This is a genomic window from Verminephrobacter aporrectodeae subsp. tuberculatae, assembly GCF_026127385.1.
Taxonomy (GTDB): Bacteria; Pseudomonadota; Gammaproteobacteria; order Burkholderiales; family Burkholderiaceae_C; genus Acidovorax; species Acidovorax aporrectodeae.
In genome coordinates this window covers 730941-755334 of the sequence record NZ_QZCX01000003.1, presented here as the reverse complement: position 1 = coordinate 755334, position 24394 = coordinate 730941, and the positions used below count along the sequence as shown (strand labels likewise).

21 protein-coding genes, 1 tRNA gene, 1 pseudogene and 1 CRISPR repeat array are annotated in these 24394 nt (G+C 66.8%); of the genes and pseudogenes, 7 read left to right on the top strand and 16 right to left on the bottom strand.

Annotation, left to right across the window (positions count from 1 at the left end; all coding sequences use genetic code 11):
* Positions 1–132: 132 nt before the first annotated feature.
* A complete protein-coding gene (locus D5041_RS18435; RefSeq protein ID WP_010102919.1) occupies positions 133–870 on the bottom strand; it encodes an acetoacetyl-CoA reductase in 738 nt (245 codons plus the stop codon).
* Positions 871–1248: 378 nt separating this feature from the next.
* On the opposite strand from D5041_RS18435, the gene D5041_RS18430 reads away from it, so the two are divergent.
* Complete coding sequence (locus tag D5041_RS18430; protein WP_201766107.1) at positions 1249–1794, top strand: thioesterase family protein; 546 nt, start codon at positions 1249–1251, stop codon at positions 1792–1794.
* 47 nt (positions 1795–1841) lie between these two features.
* Here the strand turns inward: D5041_RS18430 and D5041_RS18425 are convergent, their stop codons facing one another.
* Positions 1842–3023, bottom strand: a complete 1182-nt coding sequence (locus D5041_RS18425) for an acetyl-CoA C-acetyltransferase (protein ID WP_010102917.1) — start codon at positions 3021–3023, stop codon at positions 1842–1844.
* Between the two features lie 89 nt (positions 3024–3112).
* The gene (locus D5041_RS18420) at positions 3113–4813 is read right to left on the bottom strand and encodes a PHA/PHB synthase family protein (RefSeq protein WP_265285432.1); all 1701 of its coding nucleotides are present in this window, start codon (positions 4811–4813) and stop codon (positions 3113–3115) included.
* A gap of 234 nt (positions 4814–5047) precedes the next feature.
* Between D5041_RS18420 and hpnD the strand changes: the two genes are divergently transcribed.
* Positions 5048–5887, top strand: a complete 840-nt coding sequence (gene hpnD / locus D5041_RS18415; protein ID WP_010102915.1) for a presqualene diphosphate synthase HpnD — start codon at positions 5048–5050, stop codon at positions 5885–5887.
* 52 nt (positions 5888–5939) lie between these two features.
* The gene (gene hpnE / locus D5041_RS18410; protein ID WP_265283012.1) at positions 5940–7274 is read left to right on the top strand and encodes a hydroxysqualene dehydroxylase HpnE; all 1335 of its coding nucleotides are present in this window, start codon (positions 5940–5942) and stop codon (positions 7272–7274) included.
* A gap of 183 nt (positions 7275–7457) precedes the next feature.
* A CRISPR array of direct repeats spans positions 7458–9012; the repeat unit is 29 nt; unit sequence GGGCCTATCCCCGCTCGCGCGGGGCAACC.
* 55 nt (positions 9013–9067) lie between these two features.
* Here the strand turns inward: hpnE and cas2e are convergent.
* The 12 genes and pseudogenes from cas2e to D5041_RS18350 form a co-directional block, all read right to left on the bottom strand.
* Positions 9068–9385, bottom strand: coding sequence for a type I-E CRISPR-associated endoribonuclease Cas2e (gene cas2e, locus D5041_RS18405; protein WP_010101396.1), 318 nt, complete (start codon positions 9383–9385; stop codon positions 9068–9070).
* Positions 9357–10250: a type I-E CRISPR-associated endonuclease Cas1e gene (cas1e, locus tag D5041_RS18400; RefSeq protein WP_265283013.1), complete on the bottom strand. Its 894-nt coding sequence runs from the start codon at positions 10248–10250 to the stop codon at positions 9357–9359. The genes cas2e and cas1e overlap by 29 nt, the downstream gene beginning before the upstream one ends.
* A gap of 11 nt (positions 10251–10261) precedes the next feature.
* Entirely contained in the window at positions 10262–11041 is a 780-nt protein-coding gene (locus tag D5041_RS18395; protein WP_265283014.1) for a type I-E CRISPR-associated protein Cas6/Cse3/CasE, read from the bottom strand.
* Positions 11038–11778 carry a type I-E CRISPR-associated protein Cas5/CasD gene (gene cas5e / locus D5041_RS18390; protein WP_010109754.1) on the bottom strand — a complete coding sequence of 247 codons (741 nt, stop codon included), beginning with the start codon at positions 11776–11778 and terminating at the stop codon, positions 11038–11040. Before cas5e ends, D5041_RS18395 begins: the two co-directional genes overlap by 4 nt.
* 1 nt (position 11779) lies before the next feature.
* The gene (gene cas7e / locus D5041_RS18385) at positions 11780–12958 is read right to left on the bottom strand and encodes a type I-E CRISPR-associated protein Cas7/Cse4/CasC (RefSeq protein ID WP_265283015.1); all 1179 of its coding nucleotides are present in this window, start codon (positions 12956–12958) and stop codon (positions 11780–11782) included.
* A gap of 30 nt (positions 12959–12988) precedes the next feature.
* Positions 12989–13546 carry a type I-E CRISPR-associated protein Cse2/CasB gene (gene casB, locus D5041_RS18380; RefSeq protein WP_265285431.1) on the bottom strand — a complete coding sequence of 186 codons (558 nt, stop codon included), beginning with the start codon at positions 13544–13546 and terminating at the stop codon, positions 12989–12991.
* Positions 13539–15161 (bottom strand): type I-E CRISPR-associated protein Cse1/CasA, encoded by a 1623-nt coding sequence (locus D5041_RS18375; RefSeq protein ID WP_265285430.1) that lies wholly within the window; start codon positions 15159–15161, stop codon positions 13539–13541. Before D5041_RS18375 ends, casB begins: the two co-directional genes overlap by 8 nt.
* 7 nt (positions 15162–15168) lie before the next feature.
* On the bottom strand, positions 15169–17910 hold the full coding sequence (cas3, locus tag D5041_RS18370) for a CRISPR-associated helicase Cas3' (protein WP_265285429.1): 2742 nt from the start codon (positions 17908–17910) through the stop codon (positions 15169–15171).
* A 37-nt stretch (positions 17911–17947) separates the two neighbouring features.
* Positions 17948–18100 (bottom strand): hypothetical protein, encoded by a 153-nt coding sequence (locus D5041_RS18365; protein WP_010109764.1) that lies wholly within the window; start codon positions 18098–18100, stop codon positions 17948–17950.
* A gap of 73 nt (positions 18101–18173) precedes the next feature.
* Positions 18174–18512, bottom strand: a pseudogene (locus D5041_RS18360) (ATP-binding cassette domain-containing protein); the annotation flags it as partial.
* The gene (locus D5041_RS18355; RefSeq protein ID WP_265283019.1) at positions 18479–19702 is read right to left on the bottom strand and encodes an ABC transporter substrate-binding protein; all 1224 of its coding nucleotides are present in this window, start codon (positions 19700–19702) and stop codon (positions 18479–18481) included. The gene D5041_RS18355 and the pseudogene D5041_RS18360, both read right to left, overlap by 34 nt.
* Before the next feature lie 25 nt (positions 19703–19727).
* On the bottom strand, positions 19728–20192 hold the full coding sequence (locus D5041_RS18350) for a DUF2269 family protein (protein WP_265258960.1): 465 nt from the start codon (positions 20190–20192) through the stop codon (positions 19728–19730).
* A gap of 320 nt (positions 20193–20512) precedes the next feature.
* On the opposite strand from D5041_RS18350, the gene infA reads away from it, so the two are divergent.
* Together infA and D5041_RS18340 are read left to right on the top strand one after the other, a co-directional pair.
* Complete coding sequence (gene infA, locus D5041_RS18345) at positions 20513–20764, top strand: translation initiation factor IF-1 (protein WP_010109771.1); 252 nt, start codon at positions 20513–20515, stop codon at positions 20762–20764.
* A gap of 90 nt (positions 20765–20854) precedes the next feature.
* Positions 20855–20931, top strand: a tRNA-Pro gene (locus D5041_RS18340).
* 182 nt (positions 20932–21113) lie between these two features.
* Here the strand turns inward: D5041_RS18340 and D5041_RS18335 are convergent.
* Complete coding sequence (locus D5041_RS18335; RefSeq protein ID WP_265285428.1) at positions 21114–21470, bottom strand: hypothetical protein; 357 nt, start codon at positions 21468–21470, stop codon at positions 21114–21116.
* 336 nt (positions 21471–21806) lie between these two features.
* Here D5041_RS18335 and pssA point away from each other — a divergent pair, with 336 nt between their 5' ends.
* A complete protein-coding gene (gene pssA / locus D5041_RS18330) occupies positions 21807–22643 on the top strand; it encodes a CDP-diacylglycerol--serine O-phosphatidyltransferase (RefSeq protein WP_010100748.1) in 837 nt (278 codons plus the stop codon).
* 210 nt (positions 22644–22853) lie between these two features.
* A complete protein-coding gene (locus tag D5041_RS18325) occupies positions 22854–24392 on the top strand; it encodes a 2-isopropylmalate synthase (protein ID WP_010100749.1) in 1539 nt (512 codons plus the stop codon).
* Positions 24393–24394 lie beyond the last annotated feature (2 nt).

Here is a 24394-nt window from a genome sequence, read left to right as displayed (position 1 = left end):
CACAGGAGTTTTCCAACATGCATACCCACCCCATGATGTCCGCCTGGCCCGAGGACGAACGCGACCGCAAGCGCGCACCAGTCCCCTTCTGAAACCTAAAAAAATCCCCCGCCGAGCGGGGGATTTTTTTATTCAACCCATGTGCAAACCACCGTTAACCGAGAAATCGGCCCCCGTTGCATAGCCTCCCTCCTCCGACGCCAGCCAGGCGATGATCGAGGCAATTTCGCTCGGCTCCCCCAGGCGCTTGATGGGAACGGTGGCAACGATCTTGTCGAGCACGTCGGGGCGGATCGCCTTGACCATGTCGGTGCCGATGTAGCCGGGGCTCACGGTGTTCACCGTCACGCCCTTGGTCGCGAGTTCCCGCGCCAGGGCCATTGAGAAACCGTGCATTCCGGCCTTGGCCGCCGAGTAGTTGGTCTGGCCCACTTGGCCTTTCTCACCGTTCACCGAACTGATGTTGATGATCCGGCCCCAGCCCTTGTCGACCATGTCCGACACCACCTGCTTGGTGACGTTGAACATGCTGTTGAGGTTGGTCTCGATGACCGCGTCCCAGTCCTCGCGCGACATTTTCAGAAACATGCGGTCCCGGGTGATGCCTGCGTTGTTCACCAGCACGTCGATGCTGCCATGCTCTGCCTTGGTCTTGCCAAAGGCCTCGGAGGTGGAGTTCCAGTCGCTCACGTTGCCCACTGACGCGTAGAAGCGAAAGCCCTGCGCGTTTTGCTCCGCGAGCCACTTGGCGTGGTCACGCGTCGGGCCGCAGCCGGCAATGACCTTGAAGCCCTCCTTGTGCAGGCGCTGGCATATGGCGGTCCCGATACCGCCCATGCCGCCCGTGACATACGCAACTTTCTGGTTCATGGGATTCCTCCTTGGTTGGTGTTTCGCATCCCCACACTCTACCGAAGAAATCCGGGCGCCTCGTGAAGGAAAACACCGAAGCCCGGGCTTTTTTGCATGGCGACGCACGGGCTTCATGCCCGCGGGTGCCAGACCACGGCTGCCAAACCGCGGCGATGCGTGCGGTTCGTGCGCATCACCACCGCCACAGCGGCGCCGTCGTTGATGCCCGGCGTTGCCCGCCGCCACGCTGCCCCGACCTTGTCAAATGCCGGGTGCAGGCTGGCCAACTGGTCCCGGCTGTCCGCCGGTCGGAGTCGCATACGGCCTCCACCGCGGCCTGGCGCACGTCCGCAGCCAGCATCTGACCCATAATGACCTCAGCGTCTGGATGCCTTCATGGCGCGATCCCCGTCGGGAGCAGGAGATATTCAGCGGCGCCACCTATTGAAAATATTTTCCCGCAAGAAAAGAGACAAGGAAGTCAGCAGAATGCGAAACACATTGAAGCCAGGAGATGTATTTTCATGGTCCTATGTGGTCCCATTGAACAAGACCGTCCCGTACCTCTATCCAGAGTCCGAGGAATACCGGAAGATGCCAGAAATCTTTGCCACCGGATTCATGGTGGGATTGCTGGAATGGTGTTGCATCGAGGCCCTGCGTCCGCATCTCGAGGAAGGAGAGGGGAGTTTGGGGACTTTCATCAGCACCACCCATGTGGCGCCAACCCTTCCCGGCATGAAAGTAACGGTAACGGCGCTCTGCGATGAAATTCGCGAAGGCAACAATATCTTCTGGTCGGTTGTTGCACGCGACGACATGGACCTTATTGCCCAAGGGCGACATGGGCGCCACGTGATAGAAACAGCACGTTTCCAGGCGCGCATGGAGAGAAAGTCTTCCTTGTTCTTGGCGTTATCGCATAAATCCCGAGCCGCATAGCGCGCGCTGGCGTGTCCCGGTTTTCCACCACGCCAGCGACCGACGTTTTATCCGCGCTCCAGCGCCAGCGCCACGCCCATGCCCCCGCCGATGCACAGCGCGGCCAGGCCCTTCCTGGCGTTGCGGCGGCGCATTTCGTGCAGCAGCGTCACCAGAATGCGGCAGCCGGACGCGCCGATGGGGTGGCCGATGGCAATTGCGCCGCCGTTCACGTTCACCCGGGTGGGGTCCACGGCCAGTTCCTGGTTCACGGCGCAGGCCTGCGCGGCGAAGGCTTCGTTGAGTTCGAACAGATCCACCTCGGCGGCGCTCCAGCCGGCGCGCTGCAGGGCCTTGCGCGATGCCGGCACCGGCCCCATGCCCATGGTGGCGGGGTCCAGGCCGCTGGTGCCAAACGCGGCGATGCGCGCCAGCGGCTCCAGTCCCAGGGCCGCGGCCTTGCTCGCGCGCATCACCACCACGGCGGCGGCGCCGTCGTTGATTCCCGAGGCGTTGCCCGCCGTCACGCTGCCGGCCTTGTCGAATGCGGGGCGCAGGCCGGCCAGCGCCTCGGCACTGGTCTTGCGGTTCAGGTACTCGTCGGCGCTGAAGACGATGGGATCGCCCTTTTTCTGCGCCAGGCTCACGCCCACGATTTCTTCGGCGAAGCGGCCGGCGTCCTGCGCTGCGGCCGCCTTGTGCTGGCTTTCCAGGGCCAGCGCGTCCTGCATCGCGCGCGTAATACCGTATTGCTTGGCCACGTTTTCGGCGGTGATTCCCATGTGGTATTGGTTGTATGCGTCCCACAGGCCATCGACGACCATGGAGTCGATCAGCTTCCAGTCGCCCATGCGCTGGCCCTCGCGCGAGCCGTTGAGCACGTGCGGGGCCAGGCTCATGTTCTCCTGCCCGCCGGCGACGACGATCTCGCTGTCGCCCCAGGCCACGGCCTGGGCGGCGAGCATCACGGCCTTGAGGCCGGAGCCGCACACGGCGTTGATGGTGAGCGCGGGCGTTTCCTGGGCCACGCCGGCCTTCATCGCGGCCTGGCGCGCCGGGTTCTGGCCCACGCCCGCAGCCAGCACCTGGCCCAGGATGACCTCGCCCACCTGATCGGGCTGCAGGCGCGCGCGCGCCATGGCTTCGCGGACCACGACGGCGCCGAGTTCGCTCGCGGGCGTCTTGGCGAGCGCACCGCCAAACTTGCCCACTGCGGTGCGGGCGGCTGAAACGATGACGATGTCTTCCATGGGAGGGTCCTTTCTTTCCAAGTGGGTGTCGGTGCGGGTTCGTTGCTGCGTTGCCGGGCCTGCGGCGCATGCCGTGCGCGTTGGACGGGTCAGGCCCTTTGCTTGACGTAGCGGCCCGGCGCGGGTTCGATGGCCTTGTACTTGGGCCCTTTGCCGTATGCCTTGGGGGCCGCAATCTGTTTGCCTGCGTGGCCCGCGAGCCAAGCGGACCAGTCCGGCCACCAACTGCCCGGGTGCTCGGTGGCCGCCTGTAGCCATGCGTCGAGGGTCGCGGGGAACTTGCCGTCTGCGCGCATCCAGTGGCTGCGCCGGCCCTTGGCGGGCGGGTTGATCACGCCGGCGATATGGCCCGATGCGCCCATCACGAAGCGCTTTTTCCCGGGCAGCACCTGCGTGGATGCGTAGGCGGCGTGGACGGGAACGATATGGTCCTCGCGGGAGCCGTAGATGTAGACCGGCAGCGTCAGGTGGCGCAGGTCCATCTTCTGGCCGCACACGCTGAGCCGGCCCGGCTTGACCAGATTGTTTTCCAGGTAGAAGTTGCGCAGGTACCAGACGTAGAAGGGGCCGGGCAGGTTGGTGCTGTCGCTGTTCCAGTACAGCAGGTCGAACGGCGGCGGGGTTTCGCCCTTGAGGTAGTTGCCCACCACGTAGTTCCACACCAGGTCGTTGGGGCGCAGAAAGCTGAAGGTCGAGGCCAGGTCCTGCCCCCTCATGAGTCCGCCCTTGCCCATCTGCATTTCGCGGAACTTCACCGAGGCTTCGTCAATGAAGACGTCGAGGATTCCGCTGTCCGAGAAATCGATCAACGTGGTGAGGAAGGTGGCGCTCGCCACGGGCTCTTGGCCGCGTGCCGCGAGCACCGCCAGCGCGTTGCTCAGGATGGTGCCCCCGACGCAAAAGCCCAGGGTGTTGATCTGATCGGCGCCGGTGATGCGCTGCACCCCCTCGATGGCCGCGATGACGCCGTCTTGCACATAGTCGTCCCAGGTCTTGTGCGCCAGGCTGTCGTCAGGGTTGCGCCAGCTCACGACGAAGCTGCGCTGGCCTTGCTCGACGGCGTAGCGGATGAACGAGTTCTCGGGTTGCAGATCGAGGACATAGAACTTGTTGATGCAGGGCGGAACCAGCAGCAGGGGGCGCTCGTACACCTTGGCGGTCAGCGGCTTGTACTCCAGCAACTGGAACAACGCGTTCTCGTAGACCACGGCGCCCTCGGTGCTGGCGACGTTGCGGCCGACCTCGAACAGGCTCTCGTCGGTCATCGACACATGGCCCTGGCCGATGTCGTGCAACAGGTTCTGCATGCCCTTGGCGAGGCTCTCGCCCCGGGTCTCCATGGCCTTTTTCTGCGCCTCGGCGTTGAAGGCCAGGAAGTTGCTGGGCGCCATCGCGGCGACCCACTGCTCCACGCCGAAGCGGATGCGGGAGCGGGTCTTTTCGTCCGCCTCGACCGCTTCGGCCAGGCCCATCAGCGTGCGCGCGTTGAGCAGATAGACCGCCGCGGCGAACGCGGCCACCGGGTTGCCGGCCCAGTCTGCGCTGCAAAAGCGCCGGTCCTGCACCTCGGGCGCGCCCTGCAGGCCCTGGGCCCACAGCGCCTGGGCCTCTTGCAGATACTGCTGCTGCAACGCCTGCAGCTTGGTCTGCGAGAGCGCCAGCGGCGGCGCTGCGGGCAGCTGCGTGCCCAGGTTCAGCTTTTGGAACGCTTGCAGCGCCTGCGTCCAGCTTTGTCCGAGAATCTGCTGGAACTGCTGAGCGCTCGCGGCCCAGGGTGATTCGGAATGCATGCTCGTCTCCCATGAATCTTGTTGCCCGCAGCGGCAGGGCCTGGTGTCCTGCCCCGCCATGCGCGGCGGCAGAACCAGTCGCCAATGTACCTCATCGCCAACGCGTGTCAGGATGCTTGTCGCCTCCGGCGTGCTTTCCCGTGCGTGCGGCGTGGCGATCGCATACCGAACCAAACCAATGGGCACGCCCGGCCCTCGCTTGGAGCGCATTGCGCCATGGGAGAATCCGTTTCCATGACCCCGCAGCAGTACGTTCAGCAAAGGGCTGCGGCCTCGGGCAGCAGTTTTTACTACGCCTTTCTGTTCCTGCCGGCGCCACGCCGCGCGGCCATCACGGCGTTTTATGCGTTCTGCCGCGAGGTGGACGACGTGGTCGACGAAGTCGGCGACCCGGGCGTGGCGCGCAGCAAGCTGGCCTGGTGGCAAGCGGAAGTGGCGCAGGCCTACGCCGGCCAGCCCAGCCACCCGGCAATGCGGGCCCTGATGCCGCACACCGCCGACTACGGGATCGAGCAGCGCCAGTTGCAGGCCGTGATCGACGGTTGCCGGATGGATCTGACGCAGACCCGCTACCTGGACTTTTCCGGCTTGGAGGACTATTGCCACCTGGTGGCGGGCGTCGTGGGCGAGGTCACGGCGCGCATCTTCGGCCAGACCGAGGAGTGCACCACGCAGTACGCGCACAAGCTGGGGCTGGCGTTCCAGCTCACGAACATCATCCGCGACGTGGGCGAGGACGCGATGCGCGGCCGCGTCTACCTGCCGCTGAGCGAGTTGCAGCAGTTCGACGTGAAGACGCACGAACTCCTCGCGCGCCAGTACTCGGGGCGCTTTCGCGCGCTCATGCACTTTCAATCCGAGCGCGCGCACCGCCTGTACGAGCAGGCCCTGGCCCTGCTGCCCGGCGCCGACCGCCGCGCGCAAAAGCCCGGCCTGATGATGGCCAGCATCTACCGCACGCTGCTGCACGAGATCGAGCGCGCGAACTTCCAGGTGCTGCACCAGCGCATCCGCCTCACGCCGCTGCGCAAGTTCTGGCTCGCGTGGAAGGTGCAGGCCCTGGGCCGGATGTGATGCCCCCCGGCCACGCAGCGCGCGGCGCGCAACCGGCTGCCGCCGTCCGGCCATGAACGTTGCCGTCATCGGCGCGGGCTGGGCCGGAATGGCCGCCGCCATCGCGCATGCGCAGGCGGGCCACCGGGTCACCGTCTTTGAAGCCGCGCGCAGCCTGGGCGGGCGCGCGCGCGCCGTGCCTGGCGCATTGCCCGACGGCACGCCGGTGACGCTGGACAACGGCCAGCACGTCCTCATCGGCGCGTACACGGAGAGCCTGCGTCTGATGCAGTTGGTGGGGGTGGATACCGGCAAGGCCCTGCTGCGCCTGCCGCTCACGCTCCAGTTCCCCGACGGCCAGGGGCTGCGGCTGCCCCGCCTGCCGCCGCCGCTGGACGCATTGCTCGGAATCGCCCGTGCCCGGGGTTGGAGCGCACGCGACCGCTGCGCGCTGCTGCGCACGGCCGCAGTGTGGCGCCTGCGCCGCTTTCGCTGCGCACCGCAGACCTCGGTGGCGCAGCTGTGCGCAGCGCTCACGCCGCGCCTGATGGCCGAGTTCATCGACCCGCTGTGCGTCTCGGCGCTCAACACCCCGGCGCCGAGGGCCAGCGGCCAGGTATTTCTGCGCGTGCTGCAAGACAGCCTGTTCAGCGGCCCGGGCGGCTCCAACCTGCTGCTGCCGCGCACCGACCTGAGCGCCCTCTTTCCGCAGGCCGCAGCGCAGTGGCTGGAGCGCCACGGCGCCCGGGTGCTCGGCGCGCAGCGGGTCCAGGGCCTGGCGCCCGACGGGCGGCGCTGGCAGGTGCTCTGCGCCGGCGGGGCAGGGCGGGCGGACGCGGTGTTCGGGCACGTCACCCTGGCCTGCCCCGCGTGGGAGGCGCAGCGGCTGGTCGCGGGCTTGGCGCAGAGCGCGGAATCGACCGCGGCCGACCGGCAAGCCGCCGGCCAGTGGAGCGCCGCGGCGCAGGCCCTGCGCTTTGAAGCCATCACCACGGTCTACGCCCACGCGCGCGGTGCGCGCCTGCCCCAACCCCTGCTGGCGCTGCGCAGCAGCCCCGAGCACCCGGCGCAGTTCGTGTTCGACCGGGGCCAGCTCGATGGCCGCGACGGCCTGCTCGCCTTCGTCGTCAGCGCCAGCGCCGCCGAGCGCGCCCGCACCGAGCAGCAGGTGCTGCGGCAGGCCGCAGCGCAGCTCGCATTGCCTCCCCTGCAGGGGGTGCAGACGGTGCTGGAAAAACGGGCCACCTTTGCCTGCACACCGGGCCTGCAGCGGCCCGGCATGCAGGTGCTTGTCGGGCTCACGGCCTGCGGCGACTATGTGCAAGGCCCATACCCCGCAACGCTAGAAGGCGCCGTACTCAGCGGCAGCGCCGTGGCGGCGTTTGCGCAGGAGCCGCTACGCTGCTGACGGCATTTCGATTCCCGGGACATGCCGCATCGCAAGTGCGGTGCATGGTCTGGACACAGGGGTCCATGATCGCGTCACGCCCCAGGAGACCGGAGCAGACCGACTGGTGCCCAAGGTTTAACTGGGCGCTGAGCGCGGTTGCTGGAAGCTGGTGTACATGGGACTTCGCGAAAGGCTGGCCGGGGACCTATCCCCGCTCGCGCGGGGCAACCTCAACGCCGCGAACTTCGCTGGAATTAACTTCGGGCCTATCCCCGCTCGCGCGGGGCAACCGGTGGCTTGAACGTTTTCGGACGGCCGCGAGTCGGCCTATCCCCGCTCGCGCGGGGCAACCGAGTCTGATCGGACGGGGTGCTGTGTCTGGTACGGCCTATCCCCGCTCGCGCGGGGCAACCTCGGTTGTGGGTCTGCATCGATGGCTTGCCCGGGGCCTATCCCCGCTCGCGCGGGGCAACCAAGTTAATCAGTTCCCGCAGATCGTCATTCCGGGGCCTATCCCCGCTCGCGCGGGGCAACCATCATCAACGACATCAACTCCGACCTGGTCACGGGCCTATCCCCGCTCGCGCGGGGCAACCCTCGGCGTGTGGTCCGACGGCAGCAACGTTCGGGGCCTATCCCCGCTCGCGCGGGGCAACCTCTGCAATCTGCTGTAGGGAAAGCTGCCCGGTGGGCCTATCCCCGCTCGCGCGGGGCAACTCTGCGCGATCAATGCCAGGCCGCCAACGTGGCGGGCCTATCCCCGCTCGTGCGGGGCAACCAAAGAAATTCCCCGAATCTGCCATCCTCGTTGAGGCCTATCCCCGCTCGCGCGGGGCAACCTGAATTGCCATGGAAATTAGCGCATCGATCCGGGGCCTATCCCCGCTCGCGCGGGGCAACCGTGGTCGTATGCCGCGCCGAAACTTGTATTAAGGGCCTATCCCCGCTCGCGCGGGGCAACCTTTTTCCTATAAAAAACTATTGACAGTCAATAGGGCCTATCCCCGCTCGCGCGGGGCAACCACCACCTGCGCGTCGTCCCTCCACGTCACCCCGGGCCTATCCCCGCTCGCGCGGGGCAACCCACTTGATCGACGCGGTCCCGCTCGGCGACACGGGCCTATCCCCGCTCGCGCGGGGCAACCGTTCGGGCCAATGGGGTGTAGCCGTGCGCTATGGGCCTATCCCCGCTCGCGCGGGGCAACCTGTAATGGGCATGGGCTGGGGTTATCTACTCTGGGCCTATCCCCGCTCGCGCGGGGCAACCCCCTCCGGAACTACCCCCCCCCGGCGGCAGGAAAGGCCTATCCCCGCTCGCGCGGGGCAACCCGACAAAACGCACGGCTTGGTGTTTCAAACACGGGCCTATCCCCGCTCGCGCGGGGCAACCTGCACAAGCCCTGCCGCGCGGAGTGACAACACGGGCCTATCCCCGCTCGCGCGGGGCAACCCGCCCCCAGAACAACACCAGGCGCCGCCGCCAGGGCCTATCCCCGCTCGCGCGGGGCAACCGTTTGACATGAGTTTTGCATCTGAAATCAAGAGGGCCTATCCCCGCTCGCGCGGGGCAACCTGCATGACTGCCAGTGCGCGGCGTTTGGCCTTGGGCCTATCCCCGCTCGCGCGGGGCAACCCACAATGAAATCTACTGACGTGCCACTCAGTAGGGCCTATCCCCGCTCGCGCGGGGCAACCGTAAAAAACAGTCTTCAATCCGACAATCTTTTGGGCCTATCCCCGCTCGCGCGGGGCAACCTCTCGTATGTAAACCCATGTCACATAAGAGAAAACCAGCAAACTGATCCAAATTTTTAAGGAGCATTTCCAGGCGACGCTGCGCGTCGTCTGACCAACCACATGCCATCGGCCTCAAGCAGTTCGCGTGCCGGGGTGCCCAGATGGGCCACTCCCACTTCGCCTACGGCGTTCAGGTCGCGCCACACCATGACCAGGCTGCCCTGGTTCTCGTGCCGGTGCCAGTCGCTCATCACGTCCCATACGCGCGTACGCACGCCGGGGTTCATGCGGGGCGAGACGAATACGTTGGGCGCCACTTCCAGCATGACCGACGACAGAAAGCCGTGGAAGCGGTCGGGCAGGTCACGCATCACGATCATCACCAGCGCCATGGCTTGCCTCGTCCATGCGCAACACCTGCTTGATGCGGTCGATCATTGCGCCAATGAGTTGTTGCTTGCGAAACACCGCAGTCGCTTCACGCCGCACCAGCTTGTCGATGGTGTCGCCCACCTGCTGCGCGCGCCGGGCCGCGGTGAACGCGATTTGCAGCGTCACCGTGTCGCGAAACAGGTCGGCAATATCGAGCACGAAGGACTGGCCGGAGTTTTCGTGGATGAAGCCCAGCGGGGGGAGCGCCGCCAGCGACTGCACGGCGATGGCCGCCGCAGCCTGCACTGCCGTGGCGGCGTGGTTGATGGCCTGATTCGGCAGGTCCGTGGCGTCGGGATGGGCGCGGTCGTAGTTGCGGCCCTTCCAGGAGATGCCGTGCTTTTCGGCCATCAGTCTGTAGAAGTTCTTGACGCGCGAACCCTCGATACCGCGCAGCGTGTCCAAATCCCGGTGCGGCAGCACTTCACCCAGGCGCAGCGCGTACATCTGGCGCGCCACGCTGATGCGCCGCCGCGGGTTGCTCCACAGTTCGGCCTGGCGCCGCGCCACGTCCGACCGGTCCGGCAGCAGCGGCAGCGCGGTGTAACTGCGCACGCCGTCCTCGCCCACTGCTGCGAGCAGGGTGCCGTGGCGCGCGAGCAAGCGCAGCGCATCGTGCGTCACGCTGCTGCCTGGCCCCAGAAGGATCGTGGACACCGCTTGGTGCGGGATCTGGTCCATGAGCGGCGTCAGGCTGTTGCGCCCGCGCAGAAAGTGCAGACAGCCATCGACCACGCACAACTCGCCGCGCGACAGCCACAGCAGGCCATGGCGGTCCGCGTGCGGGATGCGCGCCGTCTCCAGCCCCAGCCGTCCCTTGAGCATGGCGCCCGCCCTCAGGTGGCCCGACTCAGCAACAGCATGCCAAAGCCAAAGGCACGGTGCCGGGCCACGCCGCGCGCGAGCAATTGCGCAAACGCCGCCGGGTCCAGTACGCGCAGATGGCCTTTGAGGAGGGCATCCGGTCCGTCGCTCACGTGGCCATGCCGCGCCGCCTGAGCGGACGTCGCCTGCGTGCGCCGCACGATTTGCTGGCGCTGGTAGCCAGCCAGGTGCACGTCGTCGAGCAGTTCGACCGCGCCCTGCCAGGGCTCGCGCGCCGCACCCTCCCGTGGCGCCAAGTGCTCGCGCAGCCATTGCACGTAGACGGTCTGGCGGTTGAGCGGCGCGCCCTGCGCTTGCTCCACGGCGTGCAAAAAGGCGTCGTGCTCGCCCTTGGCCGCACGCACCGTGGGCCGCAGCCGCACCTCGAAGCCCAGCACATGGCCCGCCGGCCAGTGTGTGGGAAACGGACGCAGGCGGTAGCCTGCGTGCTGGTCGTTCGCGCCCAGGCCCAGCGTCTGGGCTGCCAGCGGGTCGGCCAGCGCCACCTGTGCACGCATGGCGTCGGCATCCAGCGGCGTGTAGGCCAGCAGGCCCTGGCGTTCGTCGAGGTAGCGAAAGGGTTGCGGCGCTGCCTGGCCGAAGGCCGCGCGCAGCAGGCCGTGCAGGGCGTCGCCCAAGTCGGGCGCTTTCTCTTTCCGCTCCCCGGGTCGCGCATGGTGACGCGCCACCCAGGCTGCGAGCAGGCGCGCGTCGGGCAGGGTGTGCAGCAGATGCAGGGATGGCGTGCTCATGCCGCCGCCTCCGCGCGCAGCCGGCCTTCGCGCACCGGGCGCCAGCCGCCGTGCAGGCCGCTGGTCCAGTTGCGCTCGTCGCACAGGTCGCTGCGGCGGTCGCTCGGCAATGCGCCCTGGCCGTCCGGCCACTGCGCGCGCCAGCCCTGCGCGTTCGCCGGCAAATGCCGTGACCAGGCCTGCAGGGCACCGAGCACGTGCTCGGCCTCCTGCCAGCCTGCGACCAGGCGTCCTGCGGGAAGACAGGGCTTGCGGCCGATGAACAGGGGGCGCATGGGGCGGTCCAGTGCGGAGGCGATGGCGTCCAGCGTCGGGGCCTCGTCGCAGGGTGCGAGTTGCAGCGCGACCCAGGCCGTGACTTCTGCATGGTAGTGGCGGTAACGCAGGTGCGGCCCTGCGTAGGAGCCCAGCCCGCCACGCCGTTCCTCGGGTTGGCCCCAGGTGGTCCAGGCCGTGTCGGCAGCGCCGAGTTCCGCCGTCTGGAAGTCCACCAAGCGGGTGCTCATCGCCGTGTCTGCGGATCGTGCCATGGGCTCCAGCACGGTGCCCATGCGCAGCCGCTGCTGCAAGCGGTTGTGCAGCGCGTCGTCGCCCCGGTCCCAGCCCAGTGCGTTGGCGATCAGGCCGGTGAGCATGGACAGCGCCGGAAAGTCCCGGATCACCCCCTGGTTGTCAATGCTCTCGCCGCCAAAGGCGATCAGCGGCGACGCCAGGCGCAGCATCAGATGCTGCGCCATGTCAAGCCTCCGCGCGCGTGACGGCGTTCTGCGCCCAATTGGCCAGCGCCCCGAGCGCCAAGCGCTGCGCGCCAGGAACTTGCGCCGCGTCCACCGCGAGGTAGCGCCGCGCCAGCGGCGCCTCGTAGGCCGCGTCCAACTGCGCGATCTCGTCGGCAATGCGCTCGACGGCCGCCTTGCGCAACGCCGGCTGGTTCTGTGGCAATGCGTTCTGGAACGCGCCGGCGAGACTGCGCGGCTGCCAATCGCCGGCCTCGACCAGCATGAACTTGGCCCACTCGAAAGGGGCCGTCGAGCCGCGCTTGGCGCCGGGGCTCACGGTGGCCACGAGGTGCAGCAGGTGTTGCACCACGCGGCCGGCCAGGGCGCGCTGCTCGGGTGCGACACGGGCCCAATCCCCGGCGCTCACACCTTCCAGGTTGGCCACGAGCTGCGGGACGTCGACGACCACATAGCCGTAGTACAAACCGCTGGCCAGCTCGGTGTCGAAGATGCCGGCCGAGCCGGTTTCGCCCGCCTCCCGCAGCAGGTCGTCGACCACGGTGAAATAGTCGTTCTCGACCTGCGCCTCGTGCACGGTGAAGGAGTGCGCTACATAGACCGCAGCGTCGCGGCTGGCGAGCACGTCGGAAGTGACCATGCGGCCAAACAGTGCGGATTCCAGGCCGCTGCCCAAGCGCAGCGCCTCAATGTTCTTCTTCTCGTCCTTGAGAAAGCCGGCGATCGCTGCCTTGAGCGCCTTCTCGTCGTCGTGCTCGGCGGCCAGGGTTTTGCAGCGCTGTACCAGATAGTTGATCTCGGCGTAGCCGAGCAGCACAGCCTGGCCCGTCTCCAGCGCGTCCTCGCCCTTGCGGTCCTTGCCCTTGTCCAGCAGGCCGGCGGCACGCAGGCCCTCCGCTGCCTGTTGCGCCTGCTCCTCGGCCACTCCGGCGGCGACCAACTGGTCCCGGATCAGGCGCAGCGTCTCGCGCGAGCGCACGGCCATGGGAACTTCCAAGCGTTTTAGCGCAAAGGCATCGTCGGCCATGCGCCAGTGGCGCTTGAGGCACTGCGAGGAAATGCGCGTGCGCACCCTGTCGCCATAGGGCAGGCGCTTGGCCAGGCCCGCGTCGTCACGATTGAGCAGCGCGGCGGGATAGTTGTGCAGCGTGTGGATTTGCAGAAAGCGGGGCAGTGTCATGGTGGGTTTTCCAGAAATCATGGGGGTCATTCAGGCATTCTCGCGGCCACGGGCCGAGAAGTACGGACCGGCAATGCGCATGCGCAGCTGCTCGGCCCGTTCTGCGTCATCAGGCTGGCTGCTGCCCTCCTTCAGAACCAAGTCGCCGAGTTCGTACCAGTTCGGCTGCACGCCCCTGGAAGCCAATAGCCGCAGGATGCGCGGCAGCAACTGCCGGAAGGCATCGCCTCTGGCCGTGAGCAATCGGGTCACGCGGGACTCGCTCACATCCGCCTTGGCAAGCTGCCTGCCAAGACGGCCGGCGCCGTCATGCCCCGCCAGTGCCACGCCATGGGCAATGAGTGCCCAGCGCGGCCAGGTCTCGGCACGCCAGGTTTCCGGCTGCAGGCCGGCGGACAGCAGTGCGCGGGATAGCGCCGCAAGCTCGTGCGGGCGCAGGGCATCGGGGTCGAGCCGCGCCAGCGCCGCGCGGTCTCCGGAGCCGGCGCGCTGCATATGCGCTGCCAAAGCGGCGTAGGGGTTGCTGCGCGGCCCGGTGACCTCGGCTTTGTTTGCAGTGGCTGCGTCGATGGGGGTTTCATCATGCATGGTGTTGTGTCCGATCCGTGTCGCCGGGGTGCGACCGGGCGTAGTGGGCGGCCAGATCCGGCAGCTTTGACCGGGGCCCGCGCAGGGAACGCAAGCGCGTCAACGCGGCCGCACGGGCCTTGTAGCGCTGCATGCCGTTGCGCGGGCCGGCGTTGAAGGACTGGGTCAGCACGCGTTCGGCACGCTCCTCCAAACCCAGCAACCAGCGCAGGCGCAGCGCCGGGCGGTCGGCGTCGTCTGCTTCGGCCTCCTGTGTCCAGTCGTCGAAGAAGCGGGAGTCCTCGCCTTGCTCGAAGGGTTGTGCGAAGCGCGTTGCCTTGTCGTTGGTGCTGTCGCTGCGATCGGCGCCATCACCGTTCGCAAACAGAATCCCCAGCGCATGCCACAGCAGCTTGCGTATTTCAGAGATGGCATCGATGCGCTGCCTGGCTATTTCTGCAACGGCCACGCGCTGCGGTCCGAGGAGGCTTCGGCGCAGTTTGGGTGAGATGGGAATGCGCCGCTCGTGGTAGCCCTCGGTCTTCCCCTGGCCCCGCACCGTCACCTGGGCAAGGACTTGCAGCGCCGCGTCCCGGGGCCAGCCATCGAGTCGCCAGGCCGCACCATGCTGGTAGTCTCCGCCCGTCAGCAGTTCGGTCATGCGCTTGTATGTGAAGCCATCTGCCTGAACCGTCAGCGCCTTGCCTTCGATCTTTTCCACGGGGGTCCAGGGGTCGCCTGTGCGGCCATTGCGCTCCTTGCCGGCCACGCGCGTCACCTCGCTGACAGTTTTGCGGGCAAGCAGCACACCGCCTGCATCGTCCAGCCGCACACGCCGGCAGACCTCGATGTACAAGGGGTCAAGCGTCTGCATGGGCAGCGACTCCGTTCCCGACCAAGGCAGCAGCCACAGCAGCGCGTGGCCACCTTCGGCCATCAGTTCCTGCTGTTTTGCGATGGTGGCCCGCTGCGTGAGCAGCGTCTGAAGATCGGCCGCCCAGCGCGCTCCCCAACCCCCTTCCGCCGGCGCCACGCCCACGCCGGGGCGGCTGGCAAAACCCCCGTTCATGCGGGAGATGCCGTAGTTCCCTGCTCCCAAAACCCCCTCTTGCGTTTGCAAGCTGAGCAGCGCGAACAGCCAATCGTCGGGCTCGCTGCGCCGGGCCCGCGCCCGCGCCGACTTGAGGTCATGGTTCTTTGACGTAACCAGCATGTCCAACTCGTCGGCAGCATGCAGCACGTTCTTCCAGTCCGTGACCCGCTCACCCGGTACGGCTGCCTGTAGCAGCGCTGGCCGCCCGGGAGGTGCGACCAGGCACCAGGCGGCGCCGTCTGCATCGTCCGGTGTCAGCCCGAGCAGTGCGGCGCGCCATGGGGGCGCTTCGGTCCAGGGCTGCGTCTGCCCGGCGCGGTGCAGGGCAATGGCCCCCAGTTGCGCGAGGAATGCGTGCCAGGGGTGGCGCTGGTGGGGTCGCAGGGCCGGGAAGTCGCGCACCCTGTCGGCCGCCATGGCGGCCAGCAGTTCGGGCAGGCTGCTGCGCTGCAGGTCGCCATGGGCCGTGCAGCGCCAGCGGATCAGGCTGTCGTCCAGCAGGTTCCAGCGCAGGCCGGGGGAGGGGCTGTGATGCGGCGTCATCTGGGTGTTATTCGTCAGGGTTGGTTGCAATGCGCTCCAAACCCAAGCGACTGTAACTGTATTGTGCCGTCCCCAGATGGAAGCTGAAACCCTTGCCTTCGTCCAACAGCTTCAGGTCTTCGACCTGCGCCTCGGTCGGCAAGGCGTGGGCAAGCAGGTGGTGCCGGATGGCCAGTTGCGCGACCGCCTGGCCAAACGGGCCTGGTACCGGCGGGTCGAAGCTGACGAGGCGGTCGGCCGCGCCGATGCGGCTGCCAATGCGGCCTTCATCCGGGGGGAACTGCATGTCTTCCAAGGCTTTCTCGACCGGTAGCGCATGCAGGTTGGCCATGGTCTTGGTGGCTGCGAGCGCGCCTTCATACGCGATGCCGAAATTCTTCCAGGATTCGCCCATTTCCTCGGCGATCGCGTCCAACGCTTCGGGGTGCGTTGCCCGTTCGACCAGCATGCGGTTGTCCGCCGGGATGTGGCGCGTGGGCTCGGCCATGACCAGGCGCCGCGTGGCTTCGAGCACGCGCAGGTCCACGTAGACCCCGGCCATGGAATCGCCCTGGATGCGGATAGGACCCAGACCATGGCGCTGGCGCTGGAGCAGCGGCGCAAGATCGTCTCCCGGCGGGGTGAGCACCCAGGCGCGTGGATCCTCGAAGCCAGCCGGGCGCTGCTCGCCGGGGGCGTCGGCGCTGGGCCGCGCATGGCGGTGCAGGCGACCCAGGCGCTGCAGCAGAACGTCCATGGGGCACAGGTCGGTGATGAGCAGGTCGGCGTCGATATCCAGGCTTTGCTCCAGCGTCTGCGTGCCGATGACGACCAGGCCGCCACGCGGCGCGCGCCGCTTGCCGATCTGGGCCTGCACCTCGGCGTCGAGCAGCGGCCGGTCCTGGCGGCTGAAGCGGCTGTGGTGCAGCGTGCTCGTGCCAGCGAGCTTGAACAGGCAGTCCAGACCCTGCTCCGCGGCCAAGGCTTCCACGGCCCGCAGCGTGGCGATCGCCGCGGGCACGGTGTTGCGCACCACCAGCACGCGCGCTCCCGCGGCGCAGGCCTGCACTGCCAGCGTGGCGATGCGCTGCGGCTCATCGATCAGGTCCAGCGTCTGCCAGTGCACGAGCTTGTGCCGCGGATTGCCCTGCACGGGCCGCAGGACCGGTCCCGCGGCGGACCCGTGGCCGATGGCTGGATAGGGCTTGGCCAGGGCGCAGTCCAGGGAAGGCAGCGTGGCGGCGCCGCGGCTGCCGCTGCCAATGGCCAGGTAGCACGAGCGCGCCGACGCACCCAGCGTGGCCGAGAGCAGCAGCGCCTGGCCGCCATACGCCACATGGGTGCGCAGCAGGCGTTCGAGCAGGCGCGTCATGTAGGCGTCAGAGGCATGCACCTCGTCCACCACCAATAGGCTGCGCGCCAGCATGGCCAGGCGCAGGTGCGCGTGCCTGGTTTGCAGCGCGCTCAGCAGGGCCTGATCCACGGTGCCCACGGCAATGGTCGCGGCCAGGCAGCGTTTGGGCGACTCTGCCGCCCAGCGGCGCTCGGCCTCGTCGGCGCCGGGTGCGTCGGACCACAGCACGTGGAAATCGGGCAGCGCGGTGGCGGTTTGTCCGTCGGCCGCCGGGTAGCCCGGCAGGGCGCGCACGGTCACGGGCGGATCGCGCGGCCAGACGCGCCGCACGAAGGCCAGCACCCGCTCGTACAACTGCGTGGCGGCCACGCGCGTGGGCAGGGCAAAGTACAGCGCGTCCACCTGTCCTGCGCGCCACAGGGACAGGAAGCGCCACAGTGCGGCCTCGGTCTTGCCGCTGCCGGTTTCGGCCTCCAGGACGACGACCGGGCCAAGCCCCGCGTCGGCCAGCGCAAGCTGCATCGGCCGTGGGGTCGGCACGTCGAAGGCCTGTGCAAAGTCAAAGCCGGTTGCCGCGACACGCGCGGCGCAATCGCCGACGTCCAGGCCGACGGCGCGCAGCGCATGCCGCGCGCGTTCCGGCGCCGTGGCCGAACGGTCTTCACCTGGCCGGGTGTACGGATGAAAGCCTTCGCGCGTGTCCGATCCCAACCAATCGGCCAACTGCACCAGGCCGGCAAACAGGTGGACGAACTCGGGCTTGTCCGGCAGTTCGGGAGCGTGCTCGGCGAATGCGCGCGGGAAAATCCGCTGCATGCAATGCCCCATTGCTGCGACAGTCTCTGCGGGGTCGTAGATAAGGTTCTGCCCATCGTGCACGGGTTGCCAGATCGATTCGGAGGCAATGTCGGTGACCGGGCGCCCATGGTGGCTGATGCTGGCGTGCAGCAAGGCCCAGGTGTCGCCCCATGTGTTCATTTGCAGCAGGGGCAAGCCTGCGCGGATCCTCGGTGCAACTGCCATGGAATGGGTGAACAGGGCCCATCCCTGCGCGCTGTGACCAGGCTTCTTCGGCACCGTCCAATAGTGCGGACGCTCGGCATGCTCCCAATAGCATCCCTGAAAGCCCGTATTGGCTTTCCCGATGTCGTGCAGGAAAGCGATGGCCCCGAGGCGTTCCACGTCTGTGGCTTGAAGCGGCCGGCCTGCTGCGGCCTCCAGGGCGCGGCGAACACCGGCCGTTGCACACAGCGCGACGAACACGCTGGCAACGTCGATCTGGTGATCGAGCAGCGGATGGATCGCCGGTGGCTGACCCGGCGATGGGTGGCGGGGCTTCTTGCCCCAGGCAATCCATCCTGCAACGGGCAGCAAGCCGCCACCGGCGGGAAGGGAAGGTGTTTCGTTGATCGCCACTGTCAATCTCTCCTGTGTGGACAAGTCCGCATTTGTCTCATACGCCCAGGTATTGCTCCAGCAGCTCCGGCTGCGCGCGCAATGTATCCGAACTGCCCTCGAAAACGATCCGCCCCTTGAGCAGGATGATGTTGCGCTCGGTGATCTGCGTGAGCTGCTTCCAGTTCTTGTCCACGATCACGCTGCCCATGCCGCTGTGCTTGATCAGGCTGCAGATGCGCCAGATTTCGCGGACGATCAGCGGGGCCAGGCCTTCCGTGGCAGGGCGGCTGCGCGGCGCGCGACTGGGCTGCCAGGCGCAGGTTCTCGTGCACCGTGAGCGGCAAGAAGATATTCGTCTTCTGGTAGCTGCGCCCCAGGCCCTGGCGCGCGATGCGCTCGGGCGCCCATCCGGTGACCTCGGTGCTGCCCAGATGCACCTGGCCCGACGTGGGCGCCAGCTCGCCCGAGAGCAGGTTGGTCAGTGTGGACTTGCCCGCGCCGTTGGGGCCGATCACGGCGTGGATGCGGCCATGCCACAGGTCCACGGACACGCCGTCAACGGCGGCCAGCCCGCCGAAGCGCCGGGTCAGCTGGCGCGCGCGAAGCAGTGCCTCAGCCATGGCGCTGGCCGAGCATGCCCAGCAGACCGCGTGGCGCGACCATGACCACCAGCACGAATCACCTTGTTTTCCCCGTTCTCGACCCGGCGCAGATAGATGTCCTGTACCGGGTTGTGCGCGCGGCTCATGCGCCACTTGCCGCGCGGGCTGTCGATCACGGCAGCCTCGAGCGCCTTGTACAGGGCCGGTTTCGCCGACAAGTCGCCCTTGACGGCGTTCGCGCCTTGCACCAGCAGCAGGCCGGTGTCGTAGCCCTGCACCGCGTACACGTCGGGCTGGCTGCGGAAGGTTTTCGCGTACTCCAGCCGGAACTGCTTGTTGCGCGGCGTGTCCAGCGAGTCGCTGTAGTGCATGGTGGTGATGATTCCTTCGGCCGCGGGGCCGGCGGCGTCCAGCATCCCCTCGGTGAGGAAACCCGAGCCGTACAGCGCAATCTTGTTCTTCAGGCCCGCAGCCGCGTAGTCGCGGATGAATTTGGCCGCACCGCCGCCGGCAAAGAAGCAGGCGACTGCGTCGGGCTTGAGCGCCGCGATCTCGGTCAGCAAGGCCTGGAATTCGACGTTCGGAAAGGGCAGACCAAGTTCCTTGACGATGCTGCCACCCGCAGCCGTATAGCTCTGCTTGAAGCCTTCGAAGGCCTCGTCGCCCGCGGCGTACTTCCAGGTGATCCAGACGGCCCTGCGGTGGCCCCTGTCCACCATGGCCTTGCCCAAGGCCAGGGTGGGCTGGGCGTTGCTGAACGACGTGCGAAACACATTCGCGCAGCACAGGGCCCGGGTCGCCGCATGCACGCCGGCGTTGGGGATCAGGTTGAGCACGCCGGTGTCGCGTGCGACCTTTTGAATGCCCATCTGCACGCCCGAATGCACGGTGCCAATGAGCACGTCCACCTTGTCGCGCTGCACGAGTTTGCTCGCGTTCTCCACACCCTTGCCGGGCTCGGATTCGTCGTCCACCTTGAACCACTCGATCGCGCGCCCGCCAAGCAGGCCGCCTTGCTGGTCGATGGCCATGTGCACCCCGTTTTCGATGGCCACCCCCAACTGGGCGTAGGTGCCGGTATACGGCAGCATCAGGCCCACCCGGACCCTGCCGCTTTGCGCGCGTGCGCTGGAGGGCCGCAGCAGGCCCGTGGACGCGGCGCCCACGAGGACGGCGCTGCAGCTGATGACGAGGCGGCGGGTGGTCATGGGGATGGCTTCCTGGTGCGGCGGCTCATTTCACGACCATGAGCAGCAGGGCGACGATGAGCAAGGTGGTGGCGAGCGTGCCCATGGCGTTCCAGCGACTCGCCAGGCGCCAGTACGCGGCGGGGATCTCGCCGCTGACGCCGAAGGCCTCGGCCAGTTTGCCCTGCTTGTGCTGGATGGGAACGAGGACCGCCACCCAGATGGCGGCCGAGGCGTAGAAGCAGACTTGGGCCCAGAAGATCCAGGGGGTCTGAAGGGTGTTGAGCTTGAGGTGCCAGGCATGGACGTAGCCGCCGATGGCCAGCAAGGCGGCGCCGACCGCGGTGAATACCTTGTCGGTGAGCGTGACCAGGCGCTGCGAGAAGGCCAGCACCTTCGGGTCGCGGCTGCGGTCGGCCATCAGCTTCCAGAAGAAGGTGACGATGGTATTGCCCAAGAAAATGACGCAGCCCAGGATGTGGAGCGCAAGCCACCACCGTGTCTGTTCCATGCTTGTGTTTCTTTTTGGCGGTTGGACGGGAGCGCGCGAAGGGCGGTGCGCCCTCGACCAGGGTCGGCTGGAATGGGCCGATAGGCAAGCCATGATACACCACGGTACAATCGCCAAGTTTTGCTCAGCGCTTGTCTGTCCATTGAAGAAGAAGCCCGAGGAAGCCGTTTCCCACGGCCCCCGCCTGGTCTGCACTCCCGGGTGCAGCGACTCCCACCGCCCGCAATGCACCGTGTGCCGAGCCCCGACCACGCCACCGTTGCGCCGTGGTGGGTACCAGGCGTTCAGCGCCGATCACAGTTTGTTTTGAAAAGAGAGAAATGGCCAAAGAGGAACTCATTGAAATGCAAGGCTGTGTGACGGAAGTCTTGCCTGACTCGCGCTTTCGCGTCACGCTGGACAACGGTCACCAACTGATCGCCTACACCGGCGGCAAGATGCGCAAGCACCATATCCGCATCCTGGCGGGGGACAAGGTGTCGCTGGAGATGTCGCCCTACGACCTCTCCAAGGGCCGCATCACCTTCCGCCATCTGGCGGGCCGCGGCCCCGGGCCGTCGGGCAACCGCTGATGCATCTGCTGCTTGGCCATGGGTTTTTTTCAGACCCATGCGCCCGATGGACTGATTCCTGGGGGAGGGCCGGGTTAGAATGCCGACCGTCGGAGCGTAGCGCAGCCTGGTAGCGCATCTGCTTTGGGAGCAGAGGGTCGCGAGTTCGAATCCCGCCGCTCCGACCATCTTTTTGAAAACCGATTGCAGCGTAGGGGCAGGTCACCCTGCACGGGCCCGCCTTGTTGCCAGCCACGCCAAGGCCAGACCGGTGACTGCGATCGGCAGCAGGGAGCCGGCGTTGAGCAGGGCTCCGGTCACCAGCACTTCACTGTTGCCATTGCAGCAGGCGAATGGCGCAGTGCAACTACTACTCTTGGTCGATGGAGAAACCCTGTTTGACGATCTGCAAGCAGACCGATCCGCTGACCGGAAACGGCCTTGCCTGCGGGGTATAGCATTGGCAGGCGGCGTTCATTTGGGCGCAACCCGCTGGCGCGAAGTCCTGCAAACGGGCCACGCGCCCGGCAGCGTCTCCGTCGGCCGGGGGCGCGCGCTGCGGCCGCGCTGCATCTGTCGCGGTTGCGACCTGGCTGGGTGCGGCCCGATCGCCGTGCTCCATGGCGTTGTCGTCAAACTTCGGGGTGTCCAGGGATGCGGCGTTGACCAGGCCCGCAACGACCAGCACACCCGCGGCAATCAGGCCCCCCACGATGGGCTGGGTCATTTCGGGTTTTCCTCTTGGCTCGTATTTCCATCGGTGCAGGCAATGCACCGATCGCGCATCGCAGGCCCCGTTTCTCCCAGAACGTGCACCGGCCCACAAGGGAGTGTTTTGCACAGAGAAACACATGGCGCGTCCCGGGCGCAGCAGGGGATTGCGGAGAAAGGGGCCTTGTCGGGCAGACTTTTTGGGCCGGGCAGAGGGAATCGAGGCGCTACACTGCGACCCTCGCCTTGTGCGCACGCGGCGGTTTGCCTGTTCTGCGGATGAATATCGAACACCATCAATTCCTCAATGGCTGCCTGCATTCCATGCGCGCCGCAGGCCCGGGTAACGCCAATGCATGACGCGACTGACTCCACGGACAATCCCGGCGTGGTGCTGCGCAAGCGCCGCAAGGGCATCTACATCCTGCCCAACCTGTTCACGCTGGGGGCGTTGTTCGGTGGCTTTTATTCCGTCGTGATGGCCATGAACGGCCGTTTCGACATGGCGGCGGTCGGCGTCTTTTGTGCCATGGTGCTCGACAGCCTCGACGGGCGCGTGGCCCGCCTGACGAATACGCAAAGTGCTTTTGGCGAGCAGATGGATTCGCTCTCCGACATGGTCTCCTTTGGCGCGGCGCCGGCGCTGATTGCCTATGAATGGTCGCTCCAGGGGCTGGGCCGCTGGGGCTGGATTGCCGCTTTCGTCTATTGCGCCTGTACGGCGCTGCGTCTGGCGCGCTTCAACGTGAATACTGCCGTGGTTGACAGGCGCTATTTCCAGGGGCTGCCGTCGCCGGCTGCCGCCGCATTGGTCGCCGGCTTTATTTGGCTCATGACCGAACTGGGCGTGCGCCGAGGGCAGGGCCTGGCGTGGCTGACTTGGTCGCAACTCAGCTGGGTCCTGTTTGCCTTCACGCTGTACGCGGGTCTGACCATGGTGACGAATGTGCCGTTCTACAGTTTCAAGGACGTGCAAATGAAAAAGAGCGTGCCCTTTGCCGCGATCGTGCTCATCGCGCTGGGCATTGCCGTCGTGAACATTCACCCCCCCATCGTGCTGTTCGGCGTGTTCGTGCTCTACGGGCTGAGCGGCTACGGCGTATACGCCTGGCGCAAGGCCAAGGGCCAGCACAGCAGCGTGATCAGCACGTCGATCGACGCGCCGGACGAGCGGGGACTGCACAAATGATGGCGCCGGCGCTGATCTACCCGGCGTGGCCCTGTGCTACATTGCAGCGCATGAACACGCTTGCACTGGCACTACGGCTACCCCCCCACGGGCGGAGACAGTAGGCGCGCGCGCACTTTTTCCACAAAAGCCCGTATGCACCCGCAACGGGCTTTTTGCTTTCTTGCTTTCGTGTTGCGGGTCAACCTTCACCAGTACCGGGAGAACGACATGGCGGACAAACTGATCATCTTCGACACCACCTTGCGCGACGGCGAGCAATCCCCCGGCGCTTCGATGACCAAGGATGAAAAACTGCGCATCGCACGCCAGCTCGAACGCCTGAAGGTGGATGTGATCGAGGCCGGTTTTGCCGTCAGCTCGAACGGGGATTTCGAGGCCGTCCAGGCGATCGCGAATGCGATCCGCGAATCGACCATCTGCTCGCTCGCGCGCGCCAACGACCGCGACATTTCGCGCGCCGCGCAAGCCCTTGCGGACGCGGCCAGCGCGCGCATCCATATCTTCATTGCGACCTCCGCGCTGCACATGGAAAAGAAACTGCGCATGACGCCGGAGCAGGTTCTCGAGCAGTCCCGGCAGTCCGTGCGCTTCGCGCGCAACCTTGTGGGCGACATCGAGTTCAGCCCCGAGGACGGCTACCGCAGCGACCCGGACTTTCTGTGCCGCGTGCTCGAAGCGGTGATCGCCGAAGGTGCCACGACGATCAATGTGCCCGACACGGTCGGCTACGCCGTTCCCGAGTTGTACGGCAACTTCATCAAGACGCTGCGCGAGCGCATTCCGAACAGTGACCAGGCGATCTGGTCCGTGCACTGCCACAACGACCTGGGAATGGCGGTGGCGAACTCGCTGGCAGGCGTGCAGATTGGCGGCGCGCGCCAGGTGGAATGCACGATCAACGGCCTGGGCGAGCGCGCGGGCAATTGCTCGCTCGAAGAAGTGGTGATGGCCGTGAAGACGCGCCGCGACTACTTTGGCCTGGACCTGGGAATCGACACCCGGCACATCGTCGCCGCGAGCCGCATGGTCAGCCAGACCACGGGCTTCGTGGTGCAGCCGAACAAGGCCGTGGTGGGCGCGAATGCGTTTGCCCATGCGAGCGGGATTCACCAGGACGGCGTGCTCAAGGCGCGCGATACCTACGAGATCATGCGTGCGGAAGACGTGGGCTGGAGCACCAACAAGATCGTTCTGGGCAAGCTCAGCGGCCGCAACGCATTCAAGCAGCGCTTGCAGGAACTGGGCGTGAGCCTGGACAGCGAGACCGAGGTGAACGCGGCGTTCACGCGCTTCAAGGAACTGGCGGACCGCAAGAGCGAGATTTTCGACGAGGACATTCTTGCGCTGATCAGCGACGAGAGCGTGAGCTGCGAGAAGGAACAATACGGTTTTGTCTCGCTGTTCCAGCAGAGCGAAACGGGCGAGCAGCCGCGCGCGCGCATCGTGTTCACGGTGCATGGGCGCGAGGTGCGTGGCGAGGCCCGGGGCAATGGGCCGGTCGATGCCTCGCTCAAGGCCATCGAAGCGCACGTCAGGAGCGGCGCCGAGATGGTGCTCTATTCGGTGAGCGCGATCAGTGGATCGACCGAGAGCCAGGGCGAGGTCACCGTGCGGCTGCAAAACAGCGGCCGCGTGGTGAATGGCGTGGGGTCCGACCCGGACATCGTGGTCGCTTCGGCGAAGGCGTACCTGAGTGCGCTGAACAAGTTGCAGAGCAAGGTGGACAGGGTGGCGGCGCAGGGCTGAAG